The following is a 13,357-nucleotide window of genomic DNA, read 5'->3' on the forward strand; positions in this document are numbered from 1 at the left end:
TTTCGTTACTTTCAAGTTAAAGACCATGACGCCACTAGAAAAATATCAACAAGATCTGTTACGCCCTGATTTTCATCTTGATGCTGCTCAAGAAAATGCGGTTAAGCAACTACAGCGATTGTTTGATGATTTTATCAGTCGCCCGCCGGCAAAACAGAGTTTTTGGCAAAAATTGACCGGAAAAACGCAGAGCGATAGCCCTTTACTCGGTTTGTATTTCTGGGGAGGCGTGGGCCGCGGTAAGACCTATTTGGTCGATACGTTCTTTGAATGTTTACCGACACAACGCAAAATGCGTGTGCATTTCCACCGCTTTATGCACCGAGTGCATGATGAATTAAAGTCATTAAAAGGGGTGAGCGATCCGCTCGAAAAGGTTGCAGATCGTTTTAAAGCGGAAACCGATATTATTTGCTTTGATGAATTCTTTGTTTCGGACATTACCGATGCGATGATTCTAGGCACCTTAATGCAAGCCTTGTTTGCGCGCGGCATTACCTTAGTGGCCACGTCAAATATCGAGCCAGACGGTTTATATCGCAATGGTTTGCAGCGAGCACGCTTTTTACCTGCAATTGAACTTATCAAGCGCTACACCAAAATTGTCAATGTCGACAGTGGCATTGATTATCGCTTACGCACTTTAGAAATGGCCGAGATTTATCATTATCCGCTAGATGAGCAAGCAGACATTAATTTACAGCAGTATTTTCATGCGTTATCAGTTGAGCCTCGTCAGCAAGCAGTAAAAATTGAAGTCGCCAACCGCTTATTAACCACGCGGGCCGAAGCCGATGGTATCGTGTGGTTTAGCTTTAATGAGTTATGCGAAACGGCGCGCAGTCAATACGATTACATCGAGTTAAGCCGGTTGTATCATACGGTATTGTTGTCGGGTGTAACGGCGATGGGACAACAAAATGATGATGTCGCTCGGCGCTTTTTAGCATTGGTTGATGAGTTTTATGAGCGGCACGTAAAGCTGATTATCTCTGCGACAGTGCCGTTAGAACAGCTTTATCAGGGCGGTTTACTTAGCTTTGAATTTAAGCGCTGCTTAAGTCGTTTGCAGGAAATGCAGTCACACGATTATCTGGCCAGTGAGCATTTACCTTAAATGTGCTGAACCGTTAATTTTTTTGCAAATGAATGCTGATTTTTAAGATTGTTTAATATATAATCCGCGCCCGGCCGACGTTACAGCCTCATACTGCCGTTAGCCCGGCGGTTTTTGCATTCGAAGGGGTGCGATAACGACATTGCTGCATCAGCCCTGCACAGTGTCAGGTGTAACTTAAGTTATTTTTGGAATAGGTTTAGATGAAAACTTTTACTGCAAAACCAGAAAGCGTAACCCGCGACTGGTACGTTGTTGATGCAAACGGCAAAACTTTAGGTCGTATCGCAACTGAAATCGCATCGCGTTTACGTGGTAAGCATAAGCCAGAATATACGCCACACGTTGATACCGGTGATTACATCATCGTTGTTAATGCTGAGAAAGTCGTGGTAACTGGTAATAAAGCTAAGGCAAAAACATATTACTCGCACACAGGTTTCCCAGGTGGTATCAAGGAAATCAGTTTCGAGAAATTGATTGCTAAGAAACCAGAAATGGTTTTGGAAACTGCTATCAAAGGCATGTTGCCAAAAGGCCCATTAGGTCGCGCTATGTTCCGTAAGTTAAAAGTTTACGCTGGCGCAGAGCATCAACATTCGGCTCAGCAACCGCAAATTTTAGATATTTAATCGGAGCATAACATGGCACAGAATCAATACTACGGAACTGGTCGTCGTAAAAGCTCAACGGCCCGCGTCTTCTTAAAAGCTGGTTCAGGTAACATCGTTATCAACCAGCGCGCTCTGACCGAGTACTTCGGCCGTGAAACTGCCTGTATGGTAGTTAAACAGCCGTTAGAACTGGTTGATATGGTCGAGAAATTCGACTTATACATCACTGTTAAAGGTGGTGGTATCAGCGGTCAAGCCGGTGCTATCCGTCACGGTATTACCCGTGCACTGATGGAGTTCGACGAGTCACTGCGTCCAGCACTGCGTAAAGCAGGCTTTGTAACGCGTGATGCTCGTAAAGTTGAACGTAAGAAGGTCGGTCTGCGTAAAGCACGTAAGCGTCCACAGTACTCAAAGCGTTAATTCGCTGGTATGTCGAAAAGCCCGGTTTTTACCGGGTTTTTTTTATGTCTGCAATCTTAGTTATTGGCAGCCAGACTGGCTAAGATTTAAACTAACGCGAAAAATAAAGTTAATTACCCCTGTTTTACTGCTTTTGCTGCACAACTGTATGCTAAGGATTACTGTTAAAGCATGACTAAGACTAAGATATTAGCCATTCAGTTCGCCTTAATCCTTGTGTAAAGCAAGGCTTTTCATTATGATCGAACATATTTTTGTACTTATAATAATTGCTGAATTTCAGCCGCTTAAATTTTAATCGTTTAAGTGTTTAATGTGGAGATGAGTGGATGAGCAATGCGCCTGTAGATCATGGTCGCCGCCGCTTCCTTACCATTGCGACCTCTGTAGTAGGGGGCGTCGGTGCCATAGGAGTTGCTGTGCCCTTTATTGCGTCCTGGAATCCGAGTGAGAGGGCGAAACAAGCTGGTGCTGCAGTAAGTGCAGACATTAGCAAACTCGAACCTGGTCAGCTGATTCGTGTTGAATGGCGTGGCAAACCTGTTTGGATCGTTAAACGTACCGAACAAATGTTAGCTCAGCTAGCTGAAACTGAAGACCGTTTACGCGATCCGGGTTCAGAGGTGGAACAACAACCTGCTTACGCTCAGAATCGTCATCGTTCAATCAAGCCTGAGATCCTTGTTGCTGTCGGTATTTGTACGCACTTAGGCTGTTCTCCTACCTACTTGCCAGATGACTTTGCCGCACAAACTGAAGGCATTCGCTCAGGTTTCTTCTGCCCATGTCATGGTTCTAAATTTGATATGGCCGGTCGTGTTTTCCAAGGCGTACCTGCACCCGCTAACTTGGTAATTCCTCCGTACATGTACGTTGACGACAACACCATATTAATTGGTGAAGACGAGGGGACTGTCTAATGTTTAAAAATATGATGAGCTGGATTGAATATCGCTTACCCTTTATGGATAAGATGAATTTGCACGTAGTGCAATATCCAGCGCCAAAGAATTTTAACTTCTGGTACTTTTTTGGTTCGCTTGCCATTTTAGTCCTGGTTAACCAGATCCTGACGGGTGTTTGGTTGACTATGAATTACGTTCCTTCTGCCGAAGGTGCCTTCGCCTCTGTTGAATACATCATGCGTGATGTGGAATACGGCTGGTTGTTACGTTATATGCACTCTACTGGCGCCTCAGCGTTCTTTGTGGTGGTTTATCTGCACATGCTTCGTGGCATGATGTACGGTTCTTATCAGAAGCCACGGGAATTACTGTGGATTTTCGGTATGCTGATTTTCTTAGTGCTGATGGCTGAAGCCTTCATGGGTTATATGCTGCCATGGGGTCAAATGTCATACTGGGGTGCGCAAGTTATTATCTCTATTTTCGGGGTTATCCCGTTTGTCGGTGATGATTTAACCTTGTGGATCCGTGGTGACTACGTTATCTCAGGTGCCACCTTAAACCGTTTCTTCGCCTTACATGTTATCGCCTTACCTTTAGTTTTAGTCATCTTAGTGTTTTTACACATCATGGCTTTACACGAAGTGGGTTCGAACAACCCAGATGGTATCGACATTAAACGCGACAACGATGGTAGCGTTGAGCAAACTGCAGCAGATAAGAAATTTACCTTCCACCAGTATTTCACTCGTGGTGGTAAGAAGATTATCGTTGATGCTATCCCGTTCCACCCATACTACACGGTAAAAGATTTAGTGGGCGTGGCCGGTTTCTTACTGATTTTTGCTTTTGTTATTTTCTTTGCGCCAGAAGGCGGTGGTTACTTCTTAGAGAAGCCAAATTTTGAAGTGGCCAACCCGATGAAGACACCTGACCATATTGCACCGGTTTGGTACTTCACACCGTTTTATGCCATTTTACGGGCTATTCCTGACCCATTGCTGGGGGCAGTAGCGATGTTTGCTGCGATTATCGCGTTAGCATTATTACCGTGGATTGACCGTGGCACCGTACGTTCAGTGCGTTACCGTTGTGAGTTACATCGCTGGAATCTAGTGGTGTTCTGTATCAGCTTTGTTGCTTTAGGTGTGTTGGGTGTATTACCCGCAACACCAACTTACACCTTATTTTCACAATTTTTCTCATTCACCTATTTTGCCTTCTTCGGCTTGCTGTGGTTATACAGTAAAAATGAGAAAACTAAGCCATTGCCAGTGAGGTTAACATAATGATGAGAACGTTACTTTCTGCGGTCGCCTTGTTAGCTTCATCGCTGGCAATCGCTGCCGGGCCAAGCATTCCGCTTGATAAAGCACCTGTTGATCTGCGTGATCAGGCTTCATTACAAAATGGCGCCAAGTTGTTCCAGAATTACTGCTTAGGCTGCCATCAAATGCAGTATCAGCGTTATTCTCGTACCTTTAAAGATTTAGGGATCCCTGAAGATTTAGGTATGGAACATTTAATGTTTACCGGTGAAAAGTTAGGTGATCATATTACCAACTCTATGCCGGCTGATTATGCGCAAACTTCTTTTGGTGTATTGCCACCTGACTTAACCAACGTGGCTCGAGTGCGTGGTGCTGATTGGGTTTACACTTATCTTCGTACTTTCTACGTTGATGAAAGCCGCCCATTTGGTGTGAATAACAAAGTATTCCCATTAGTGGGTATGCCTCATGTACTACAAGAGTTACAAGGTGTTCCTTACCGTGCTTATGAGACACGTTTAGTCGATGGTCAACCAACAGAAGTGTATGTGGGTATTCGTACTGATGGATCGGGTGAATTAAGTACCGAAGAATACGATCGTGCGGTAGGTGATTTAGTCAACTACTTGGTCTATTCTGGCGAACCTAGCAAGCTTGAATCACATGCCTTAGGCATTAAAGTTATGATATTCCTACTGATTTTCTTTGTTCTGGCGTATTTCCTGAAAAAAGAATATTGGAAAGATGTCGAATAATTTATCAGTTATACATTAAGCTGTACTCAGGGGCCTTAGTGCCCCTTTGCTGTTTCTAAATTAACCGGAGGAATACATGGCGATCATTGCCAATAAACGCCCTGTGATGACACTGTTTTCAGCAGTTGACGATATGTTCAGCCATCAGGTCCGTATCGTGCTAGCAGAAAAAGGAGTTACTGTTGATATCCTTCAGGTAACACCAGACAACGTGCCAGAAGACCTGTATGAAGTGAATCCATACGGTAGTCTGCCCACTTTATTAGATCGTGAACTTGCGCTTTATCAAGCTGACATCATTATGGAATACTTGGATGAGCGTTTTCCTCACCCGCCATTGATGCCTGTTTATCCGGTCGCTCGGGGTCAGGCTCGCCTGATGATGTATCGCATTAAAAATGATTGGTATAGCTTAGCTGACAAGGTATTAAACGATCACGAAGATGCCGCTATTGCCAGACAAGAACTTAAAGAAGGCTTATTGTCGATTGCGCCTTTATTTAGCGAAGCGCCGTTTTTCATGAGTGAAGAATTTGGTTTAGTCGATTGCTACATGGCGGCCTTATTATGGCGTTTACCTTTACTTGGTATTGAATTAAACGGCACAGGTAGTAAGCAATTAAAAACCTACATGACCCGTATATTTGAACGCGACGCTTTCCAAGCTTCATTAACTGAGGCAGAGCGTGAGATCCGCAAGGGACTTAAGCTGTAATGCAAAAAATGACACCAAATCGCCCTTATTTGTTACGGGCGTTTTACGACTGGATAATTGATAACAAATGCACACCTTATTTGGTGGTAGATGCCAACTATCCAGATGTGCGTGTGCCACAACAATTTGTGCAAAACGGTCAAATTGTCTTGAATGTACTGCCGTCAGCGGTGGGTAACTTGCAACTGGGTAATGACGTTGTCACCTTTAATGCACGCTTTGGTGGGCAACCTTTTGCTTTGTCGGTACCGGTAAAAGCGGTACTGGCGATTTATGCCCGTGAAAACGGTGCCGGTACGGTATTTACCTTAGAAGAAGACGATGAAGATGAGCAGGATTTCCTGCCAGAATCATTAGATGATGAACCTGCCCCAGAGCCACCAAAGCCTGGTCGGGGTAGCCATCTTAAAGTTATCAAGTAATAAGCGGTTACAGGGTATTTCAGGTGGCTAAACCACCTGAAATCGCCACTCACTTTTTCAGTGCTAGCTGCCAAAATGCAGCAATTAACGGCTCTAGCCGTCGCTTCTGCAGCATACAAACCCCTAAATCCAATGCTTTGTAAGCATAATTTGTTTCTAAAATTCTTACGCGATCCCGTACTGGGCTATGCTGAAATACGGGCTCAGGCACAATAGTAATACCACTACCTAGTGCCACCATCGATACCATCGCTTCATGTCCATCTACCTTGGCAATAATATTCGGGCTGATGCCTTTATCCAATAACCATTGGTTAAAACGACTGCGGGCAGGGCCATGTTCAGGCAAAATCATCGGCACACTGTTCCAAGCAATAGGTTGTTGATTAAGCAAATCATTGACTTTACAAGGGATCACTGGTGCAATTAAGTAAACAGGGATACTCGCAATACTTTGAAAAAATAAATTAGCAGGAAAGGACTCAGGATAAGCAGCTATTGCCACATCAGCTTCATCTGCACGGATCCGCTCTATGGCCGAGGCGGCATCGCCGGTGGTTAATTGGATTTCAGCTTTAGGGCATTGCAAGCGAAACTTATCGAGTAAAGTAGGCAGGTGACTGTAACTGGCTGTCACTGTACAAAAAATCCGGATAGTGCCGCTTAATTCTGCACTCGCCAGTTGCAAGTCTAGTTGTAATTGATGCCATTCATCCAACCACACGCGCACAAAACGTTGCACTCGCTCACCGGCAGCCGTTAAGTGAACTGAGCGTTTGTCTCGTTCAAATAAACAGGTATCAAGTTCATCCTCTAAACGTTGGATCACGCGAGTTAATGTTGAAGGGCTAACAAACATTTGCTCGCTGGTTTTAGCAAAGTTTAGGCTAGATGCTAAATGTAAAAAAAGCTGAGCACTGCGTAGGTCCATAACACCTCTATTGCAATTAATGAAATACAGAATTGAAAATATATCACTTCACGCAATATAAGTCTGTAGTTAGACTGTGTTCATTAAAGCAGTACAGGGCAATAAGGCCGCAGCATACTGCTACTGCTCAGCTTTGCTGAGACAGACTAAGAATTCCGAGAACATTATGAGTAACTACTTTAATACCTTAAATTTACGTCAGCAATTAAGTCAATTAGGCCGTTGTCGTTTTATGGACAAAGCCGAGTTTGCTAACGGATGCGCTTTAATTAAAGACTGGAACATTGTTATCGTAGGTTGCGGTGCGCAAGGCCTAAACCAAGGCTTAAACATGCGCGATTCTGGCTTAAACATTAGTTATGCTTTGCGTGCTGAAGCGATTGCTGAAAAGCGCGCCTCGTTTCAAAAAGCCAGCAGCAATGGCTTTAAAGTAGGCACTTATCAAGAATTAATTCCAGCAGCGGATTTAGTTTTAAACTTAACACCAGACAAGCAGCACAGCAGCGTGGTTGATGCGGTAATGCCACTGATGAAGCAAGGTGCAACCTTAGCTTATTCACATGGCTTTAATATTGTTGAAGAAGGTAAGCAAATTCGTCCGGATATCACTGTAGTGATGGTTGCGCCTAAGTGCCCTGGTACTGAAGTACGGGAAGAGTACAAACGTGGCTTTGGTGTACCTACTTTAATTGCCGTGCATCCAGAGAATGATCCAAAAGGCCAAGGTTTAGAAATTGCTAAGGCTTACGCTTCAGCTACCGGTGGAGATCGTGCTGGTGTGTTGGAATCGTCCTTCGTTGCGGAAGTTAAATCTGACTTAATGGGTGAACAAACCATCCTGTGCGGCATGTTACAAACAGGTGCCATCTTAGCGTTCGACAAGATGGTGGCAGATGGCATGGAAAGCGGCTACGCAGCAAAATTAATTCAATTTGGCTGGGAAACCATCACGGAAGCACTGAAACACGGCGGCATCACCAATATGATGGACCGTTTGAGCAATCCGGCGAAGTTAAAAGCCTTTGATTTAGCAGAAGAGTTAAAACTGACTTTACGGCCATTATTTGAAAAACATATGGACGATATCATCAGCGGTGAGTTTTCACGCACCATGATGGCCGATTGGCATAATGATGACAAAAACTTACTGACTTGGCGTGAACAAACCTTAGACAGCGGTTTTGAACAAGCACCCGTGTCGGATGAAAAAATCGCTGAACAAGAGTTTTTTGACCGCGGCATCTTACTGGTTGCCATGGTAAAAGCCGGCGTAGAATTGGCTTTCGAGACGATGGTTGATGCAGGAATTATCGCTGAATCGGCTTACTACGAGTCTTTACATGAGACGCCGCTGATCGCTAATACCATTGCGCGCAAGCGTTTATACGAAATGAACGTGGTCATTTCAGATACCGCTGAATATGGTAATTACTTGTTTGCGCACGCTGCTATTCCTCTGTTACGCGATAAAGTAAACGCCATGAGCAGTGAACTGATTGGTAAAGGTTTAAACAGCAGCCAAAATGGCGTTGATAACTTAAAACTTATCGCTGTAAATGAAGCCATTCGCCAACACCCGGTAGAAGTGGTTGGTAAGAAATTACGCGGTTATATGACGGCAATGAAACGAATTGTTGAGGCGAATTAATTCGTCTCCCTGAATGAAGTGGTTAGTGGTGATTAATTTGCAGCAGTGTTGCAGTTAATACCAGACCAATAATGATGTTATACGTGGACCTTGGTTGTTTTGCCCCGCTTGTCGGGGCTTTTTTTTGCCTGTTTGTCTTAAACTGAGTATGCTAAAACGCTAAGTACTGGAGAATAATCATGAAAACAATCGCATTGGTAGCACATGACGGTAAAAAAGCTGCATTACTCGAATGGATCGAAAAACATCAGTCTTTTTTTGCCGATAAACAACTTATTGCAACCGGTACCACCGGAAAGCTGATCAGTGAAAAGTTACAACAACCGGTACGATGTATGGCCAGTGGTCCGCTGGGTGGCGATCAACAAATCGGTGCTTTAATCGCGGAACAACACATTGATTGGCTGATATTTTTTTGGGATCCCTTGTCATCACAGCCACATGATCCTGATGTTAAAGCGTTAATTCGTTTAGCGGTAGTATGGAATATTCCGGTGGCTTGTAATGTCGCCACAGCGGATTTTATCGTACATTCAAGTCTTTACCAGCAAGATTATCAGCGTTCAGTGCCTGATTTTCAGCAGCACAATAATCGGCTGCAAAAGAGCTTGTTTCGGTAAGCGAGCAAACTCATTGGTGCATTCTTCGTTATAGCCCTGTTATGACAGGGCTATTTTATTGGGGCGCTTCAGCCTTGTAGTTAAGTGCTTTCGCGGTGAAATTAGCTTTAAACTAACACGCTCTTATTGCGAATTGTTATTATTTGTGTTTAGATGTGCGCCTTAGGATCATCATCTCGTGGAGCTGTAATGAAATTCAATTCTGTCACCCTGTTAGTTGCTGCCGGTCTTACTTCTTGTTTATTCCATACTGCTGCGGCCTATGCCGATGAAGTCAATGTGTACTCTGCGCGGCAAGAAGAACTGATCAAGCCTTTATTGGATACCTTTACCGTACAAACGGGTATTAAGGTTAATTTAATTACGGGTAATGCCGATGAATTGATTACGCGTATGCGTAGTGAAGGCCGCAATAGCCCAGCTGATTTACTTCTGACGACCGATGTCGGCCGTTTAACCCGAGCGAAAGAGCAGGGGGTATTGCAAGGTGTTACCTCAGACAAATTAGTGAGCGCTATTCCTAGCACATTACGTGATACTGCCGGTGTTTGGTATGGCTTAACCGTTCGAGCTCGGCCCATTATGTATGTTGAGGGGAAGGTAGATCCGGCACAATTATCGACTATGGAAGATCTCGCCGATCCGAAGTGGAAAGGTAAAATTTGCGTGCGTTCTTCAAATAACATCTATAACCAATCTCATGTTGCTTCTATTATTGCACATGATGGCGCTGCGGTAGCCGAGCAGTGGGCTAAAGGGTTAGTGGCCAATTTTGCACGTCCACCACAGGGTGGCGATCGTGATCAAATCAAAGCCGCAGCAGCGGGTGTATGTGATATCGCTTTAGCCAATACTTACTACTTAGCCGGTATGTTAACTGATCCCGCTGAACAAGCGGCGGCAGCAAAAATGCGTATTTTCTGGCCTAATCAGCAAGATAATGGCGTACATATTAATATTTCAGGCGCGGGTGTAGCCGCTTTTGCTCCTAATAAAGCGAATGCGCTGAAATTGCTAGAATATATGGTAGAGCCAGAAGCGCAGCACTGGTATGCTGACGTCAATAATGAATACCCTGTTCGTAGTGACGTTAACATCAGTAAAGTGCTTGAGCAATTTGGTCGCTTCAAAGCCGATGAGTTACCGTTAGAACAGTTAGGCGAGTTTAATGCCGAAGCGATCCGGGTGATGGACCGCGCTGGCTGGCGTTAAACTACCCGTCGTAGTAGGAGCCGTCATCGTTGTTCAGAATACCGCTGTTTAATCGTTGGCGCTGGGCAGTATTACTGCCCGCCTTGTTGTTGGCGCTGCCGGTAATGATGGTATTCGCCAGTTTATTCTCTTGGCAAACAGCGGTTTGGCAGCATTTGCGCCAAACCGTTCTGCCTGATTATGTTCTCAATTCGCTATTGTTAGCTGGCGGAACCGGTTTAGGTGCCTTAACGATTGGCACCGGCGCCGCATGGCTGATTAGCCAATATCAATTTATTGGCCGACGTTATCTCGACTGGTTATTGTTATTACCCTTAGCGGTTCCCGCTTATATCATTGCTTACACTTATACCGGCATGCTTGACTTTGCTGGCCCTGTGCAGCAGCAATTACGTCACACTTTCGATTGGTCTTACGGTGATTATTGGTTTCCTGAGATCCGCTCGTTGGGTGGGGCGGTATTGATGCTGTCATTAGTGTTATATCCTTATGTTTATATGTTGGCACGCAATGCTTTTTCTGAGCAGTCGGCGTCGTTATCTGAGGCGAGCCGCACCTTAGGTTTAACGCCGCGCCAGCATTTTTGGCAAGTCGCGTTACCTTTGGCGCGCCCGGCGATTTTAACCGGGATGGCATTAGCGATGATGGAAGCCTTTGCCGACTATGGCACCGTGCAATATTTTGGCGTACCTACCTTTACCACGGGGATTTTTCGAACCTGGTTTGGGATGGGTAATGCGTTAGCCGCCGCGCAACTCGCCGCGCTGTTAACCAGTTTTGTGCTGTTTTTATTGTTGTTAGAGAAATGGTCACGGCGCAAAGTGCGTTATTATCATCAAGGTCAAAAACACAGTGCTGCGGCATTACGCCAAGTGAGCTTTGCTCGGCAATGTTTATTTCTGATGTTGTGCATACTGCCGGTATTATTGGGTTTTCTGTTACCGGCATGGCAGTTAGCCAGTTGGGCGCTTGGCAATTGGCAGCGCACCTTGGATAGTGCTTTTTGGCAATTAGTTTGGAATAGTTTTTCTTTGGCCGCGGCGGCGGCTTTGTTGTCGGTACTGCTGGCGTTATTGTTTGCTTATGCACGACGTTTACGCGACGATCCTTTAGTGCGATTCCCGGTACAATTAGCCGCGCTGGGCTATGCGGTTCCTGGCACGGTCATTGCCATTGGCGTGATGATCCCCTTGGCATGGTTTGATCAACGGATCGATTTACTTGCCGAGCAATGGTTTGGTGTCCGCACCGGTTTACTGTTTTCCGGTACTATTTTTGCGCTGCTATTAGCTTACAGTGTGCGTTTTTTGGCAGTGTCATTACATGGTATTGAAGCCGGTTTAGCGCGAATAAAGCCTAATATGGATAATGCCGCGCGGTCTTTAGGTTTAGGGCCTTGGCAGGTGCTGCGGCGCGTGCATGTACCCTTGTTACGCAGTAGCGTGTTAACGGCGTTGTTGCTGGTGTTTGTTGATGTACTCAAAGAATTGCCCGCAACGCTGTTATTACGACCTTTTAATTTTAATACCTTAGCGGTGAGAGCACATGAATTAGCTTCTGATGAGCGCTTAGCCGAAGCGGCCTTACCAGCGTTGGCTATTGTATTGGTGGGGCTGTTACCTGTGATTATTTTAGCGCGTTCCACTGAGCAACGTATGCGAGGAAACAAATAATGTTGGCATTAGAGCAACTGGCTGTCGCTTATGGCCCTCATAAAGTGGTCAATGACATTTCATTGACTTTAGCCCAAGGCCAAATTGGCTGCTTAGTGGGCCCTTCTGGTTGTGGTAAAACTACTATTTTACGCGCAATTGCCGGTTTTGAAGCGCCGGCCTCGGGTGTGATCCGCTTGCAAGGTCAACAGGTGAGTAATAGCACAACTCAGTTGGCGCCTGAATTACGCAAAGTGGGCATGGTGTTTCAAGATTTTGCGTTATTTCCCCATTTAACTGTTGCCGATAACATTGCCTTTGGCTTAAAGGATTTTAATAAAGCGCAAAAAGCAGAGAAAGTCAGCCGTTTATTACAGCTAGTGGGTTTGCCCGATCTGGGCAAACGGTATATTCATCAATTATCCGGTGGTCAACAACAGCGGGTTGCATTGGCGCGAGCCCTTGCTCCTGAGCCCAAAGTGTTATTACTGGATGAGCCTTTCTCCAGTTTAGATACCGAGTTTCGCGAAGTGTTAGCGCGAGATATTCGGATCATTTTAAAGCAATTACATATCACGGCGGTATTAGTCACTCACGATCAGTTTGAAGCCTTTGCAATGGCAGATATGATTGGCGTGATGCAACAAGGCCAGTTACAACAGTGGTCTACCCCTTATGAGTTGTATCATCGACCGGTTAATCGGTTTGTGGCTGACTTTGTTGGGCGGGGCGTGATGTTGCCAGGCAAGATGTTAGATGCGCAACAAGTTGAAACCTGTTTAGGTGTTTTTCGGCAACGTTATTTAACGGATGTACAGACCGATGATTTAGTCGATGTCCTGATCCGGCCAGATGACATTGTGCATGATGATGACAGCCCAATCCAAGCTACTGTGTTGGAAAAAGCTTTTCGCGGTTCGCACATCCTGTATACCTTGGCGTTATCGGGCAACGAGCAAGTTTATTGTTTAGCGCTAAGTCATCATAATCATGCTATTGGCGAGCATATTGGCATTCGTCTTGATCTTGATCACTTGGTACTGTTTCCTCGGCTGACTTAAAAGCCGGGCTG

General features: G+C 45.1%; 14 protein-coding genes. 13 read left to right on the forward strand and 1 reads right to left on the reverse strand.

The window, feature by feature from the left end; genetic code table 11:
* Positions 1 to 25: 25 nt before the first annotated feature.
* The 8 genes from zapE to ACUJFL_RS03650 all read left to right on the forward strand — a co-directional run bounded on the left by zapE (position 26) and on the right by ACUJFL_RS03650 (position 6,222).
* Entirely contained in the window at positions 26 to 1,117 is a 1,092-nt protein-coding gene (zapE, locus tag ACUJFL_RS03615; protein WP_306177204.1) for a cell division protein ZapE, read from the forward strand.
* A 203-nt stretch (positions 1,118 to 1,320) separates the two neighbouring features.
* On the forward strand, positions 1,321 to 1,749 hold the full coding sequence (gene rplM, locus ACUJFL_RS03620) for a 50S ribosomal protein L13 (protein ID WP_226749376.1): 429 nt from the start codon (positions 1,321 to 1,323) through the stop codon (positions 1,747 to 1,749).
* A 12-nt stretch (positions 1,750 to 1,761) separates the two neighbouring features.
* Positions 1,762 to 2,154, forward strand: coding sequence for a 30S ribosomal protein S9 (gene rpsI / locus ACUJFL_RS03625; protein WP_019675270.1), 393 nt, complete (start codon positions 1,762 to 1,764; stop codon positions 2,152 to 2,154).
* 329 nt (positions 2,155 to 2,483) lie between these two features.
* Positions 2,484 to 3,074, forward strand: a complete 591-nt coding sequence (petA, locus tag ACUJFL_RS03630; protein WP_229584862.1) for a ubiquinol-cytochrome c reductase iron-sulfur subunit — start codon at positions 2,484 to 2,486, stop codon at positions 3,072 to 3,074.
* Entirely contained in the window at positions 3,074 to 4,348 is a 1,275-nt protein-coding gene (locus ACUJFL_RS03635) for a cytochrome b (RefSeq protein ID WP_306177202.1), read from the forward strand. The genes petA and ACUJFL_RS03635 overlap by 1 nt, the downstream gene beginning before the upstream one ends.
* Positions 4,349 to 4,350: 2 nt before the next feature.
* Positions 4,351 to 5,085: a cytochrome c1 gene (locus ACUJFL_RS03640; protein WP_306177531.1), complete on the forward strand. Its 735-nt coding sequence runs from the start codon at positions 4,351 to 4,353 to the stop codon at positions 5,083 to 5,085.
* Between the two features lie 76 nt (positions 5,086 to 5,161).
* A complete protein-coding gene (gene sspA, locus ACUJFL_RS03645) occupies positions 5,162 to 5,800 on the forward strand; it encodes a stringent starvation protein SspA (protein ID WP_226749379.1) in 639 nt (212 codons plus the stop codon).
* 8 nt (positions 5,801 to 5,808) lie between these two features.
* Positions 5,809 to 6,222, forward strand: coding sequence for a ClpXP protease specificity-enhancing factor (locus ACUJFL_RS03650; RefSeq protein WP_445429061.1), 414 nt, complete (start codon positions 5,809 to 5,811; stop codon positions 6,220 to 6,222).
* Between the two features lie 49 nt (positions 6,223 to 6,271).
* On the opposite strand, the gene ilvY is transcribed toward ACUJFL_RS03650, so the two are convergent.
* Positions 6,272 to 7,153 carry an HTH-type transcriptional activator IlvY gene (gene ilvY, locus ACUJFL_RS03655; RefSeq protein WP_445428525.1) on the reverse strand — a complete coding sequence of 294 codons (882 nt, stop codon included), beginning with the start codon at positions 7,151 to 7,153 and terminating at the stop codon, positions 6,272 to 6,274.
* Positions 7,154 to 7,319: 166 nt separating this feature from the next.
* Here ilvY and ilvC point away from each other — a divergent pair, with 166 nt between their 5' ends.
* From ilvC to ACUJFL_RS03680, 5 genes are all read left to right on the forward strand, one after another.
* Positions 7,320 to 8,801: a ketol-acid reductoisomerase gene (ilvC, locus tag ACUJFL_RS03660; RefSeq protein WP_226749381.1), complete on the forward strand. Its 1,482-nt coding sequence runs from the start codon at positions 7,320 to 7,322 to the stop codon at positions 8,799 to 8,801.
* A 179-nt stretch (positions 8,802 to 8,980) separates the two neighbouring features.
* Entirely contained in the window at positions 8,981 to 9,421 is a 441-nt protein-coding gene (locus tag ACUJFL_RS03665) for a methylglyoxal synthase (protein ID WP_445428526.1), read from the forward strand.
* 189 nt (positions 9,422 to 9,610) lie between these two features.
* Entirely contained in the window at positions 9,611 to 10,633 is a 1,023-nt protein-coding gene (locus ACUJFL_RS03670) for a Fe(3+) ABC transporter substrate-binding protein (RefSeq protein ID WP_306177198.1), read from the forward strand.
* Positions 10,634 to 10,737: 104 nt separating this feature from the next.
* The gene (locus tag ACUJFL_RS03675) at positions 10,738 to 12,306 is read left to right on the forward strand and encodes an ABC transporter permease (RefSeq protein WP_445429062.1); all 1,569 of its coding nucleotides are present in this window, start codon (positions 10,738 to 10,740) and stop codon (positions 12,304 to 12,306) included.
* A complete protein-coding gene (locus tag ACUJFL_RS03680) occupies positions 12,306 to 13,346 on the forward strand; it encodes an ABC transporter ATP-binding protein (RefSeq protein ID WP_445428527.1) in 1,041 nt (346 codons plus the stop codon). Before ACUJFL_RS03675 ends, ACUJFL_RS03680 begins: the two co-directional genes overlap by 1 nt.
* Positions 13,347 to 13,357 lie beyond the last annotated feature (11 nt).

This window comes from Alishewanella sp. HL-SH05 (assembly GCF_052655985.1).

Bases quoted from the DNA above. Each gene is read 5' to 3' on its own strand.
- rpsI (WP_019675270.1), top strand. From the start codon at position 1,762: ATGGCACAGAATCAATACTACGGAACTGGTCGTCGTAAAAGCTCAACG.
- ACUJFL_RS03650 (WP_445429061.1), top strand. From the start codon at position 5,809: ATGACACCAAATCGCCCTTATTTGTTACGGGCGTTTTACGACTGGATA.
- ACUJFL_RS03675 (WP_445429062.1), top strand. From the start codon at position 10,738: ATGATGGTATTCGCCAGTTTATTCTCTTGGCAAACAGCGGTTTGGCAG.
- ilvY (WP_445428525.1), bottom strand. From the start codon at position 7,153: ATGGACCTACGCAGTGCTCAGCTTTTTTTACATTTAGCATCTAGCCTA.
- ACUJFL_RS03665 (WP_445428526.1), top strand. From the start codon at position 8,981: ATGAAAACAATCGCATTGGTAGCACATGACGGTAAAAAAGCTGCATTA.
- zapE (WP_306177204.1), top strand. From the start codon at position 26: ATGACGCCACTAGAAAAATATCAACAAGATCTGTTACGCCCTGATTTT.
- ACUJFL_RS03670 (WP_306177198.1), top strand. From the start codon at position 9,611: ATGAAATTCAATTCTGTCACCCTGTTAGTTGCTGCCGGTCTTACTTCT.
- ACUJFL_RS03640 (WP_306177531.1), top strand. From the start codon at position 4,351: ATGAGAACGTTACTTTCTGCGGTCGCCTTGTTAGCTTCATCGCTGGCA.
- ilvC (WP_226749381.1), top strand. From the start codon at position 7,320: ATGAGTAACTACTTTAATACCTTAAATTTACGTCAGCAATTAAGTCAA.
- ACUJFL_RS03635 (WP_306177202.1), top strand. From the start codon at position 3,074: ATGTTTAAAAATATGATGAGCTGGATTGAATATCGCTTACCCTTTATG.
- petA (WP_229584862.1), top strand. From the start codon at position 2,484: ATGAGCAATGCGCCTGTAGATCATGGTCGCCGCCGCTTCCTTACCATT.
- ACUJFL_RS03680 (WP_445428527.1), top strand. From the start codon at position 12,306: ATGTTGGCATTAGAGCAACTGGCTGTCGCTTATGGCCCTCATAAAGTG.
- sspA (WP_226749379.1), top strand. From the start codon at position 5,162: ATGGCGATCATTGCCAATAAACGCCCTGTGATGACACTGTTTTCAGCA.
- rplM (WP_226749376.1), top strand. From the start codon at position 1,321: ATGAAAACTTTTACTGCAAAACCAGAAAGCGTAACCCGCGACTGGTAC.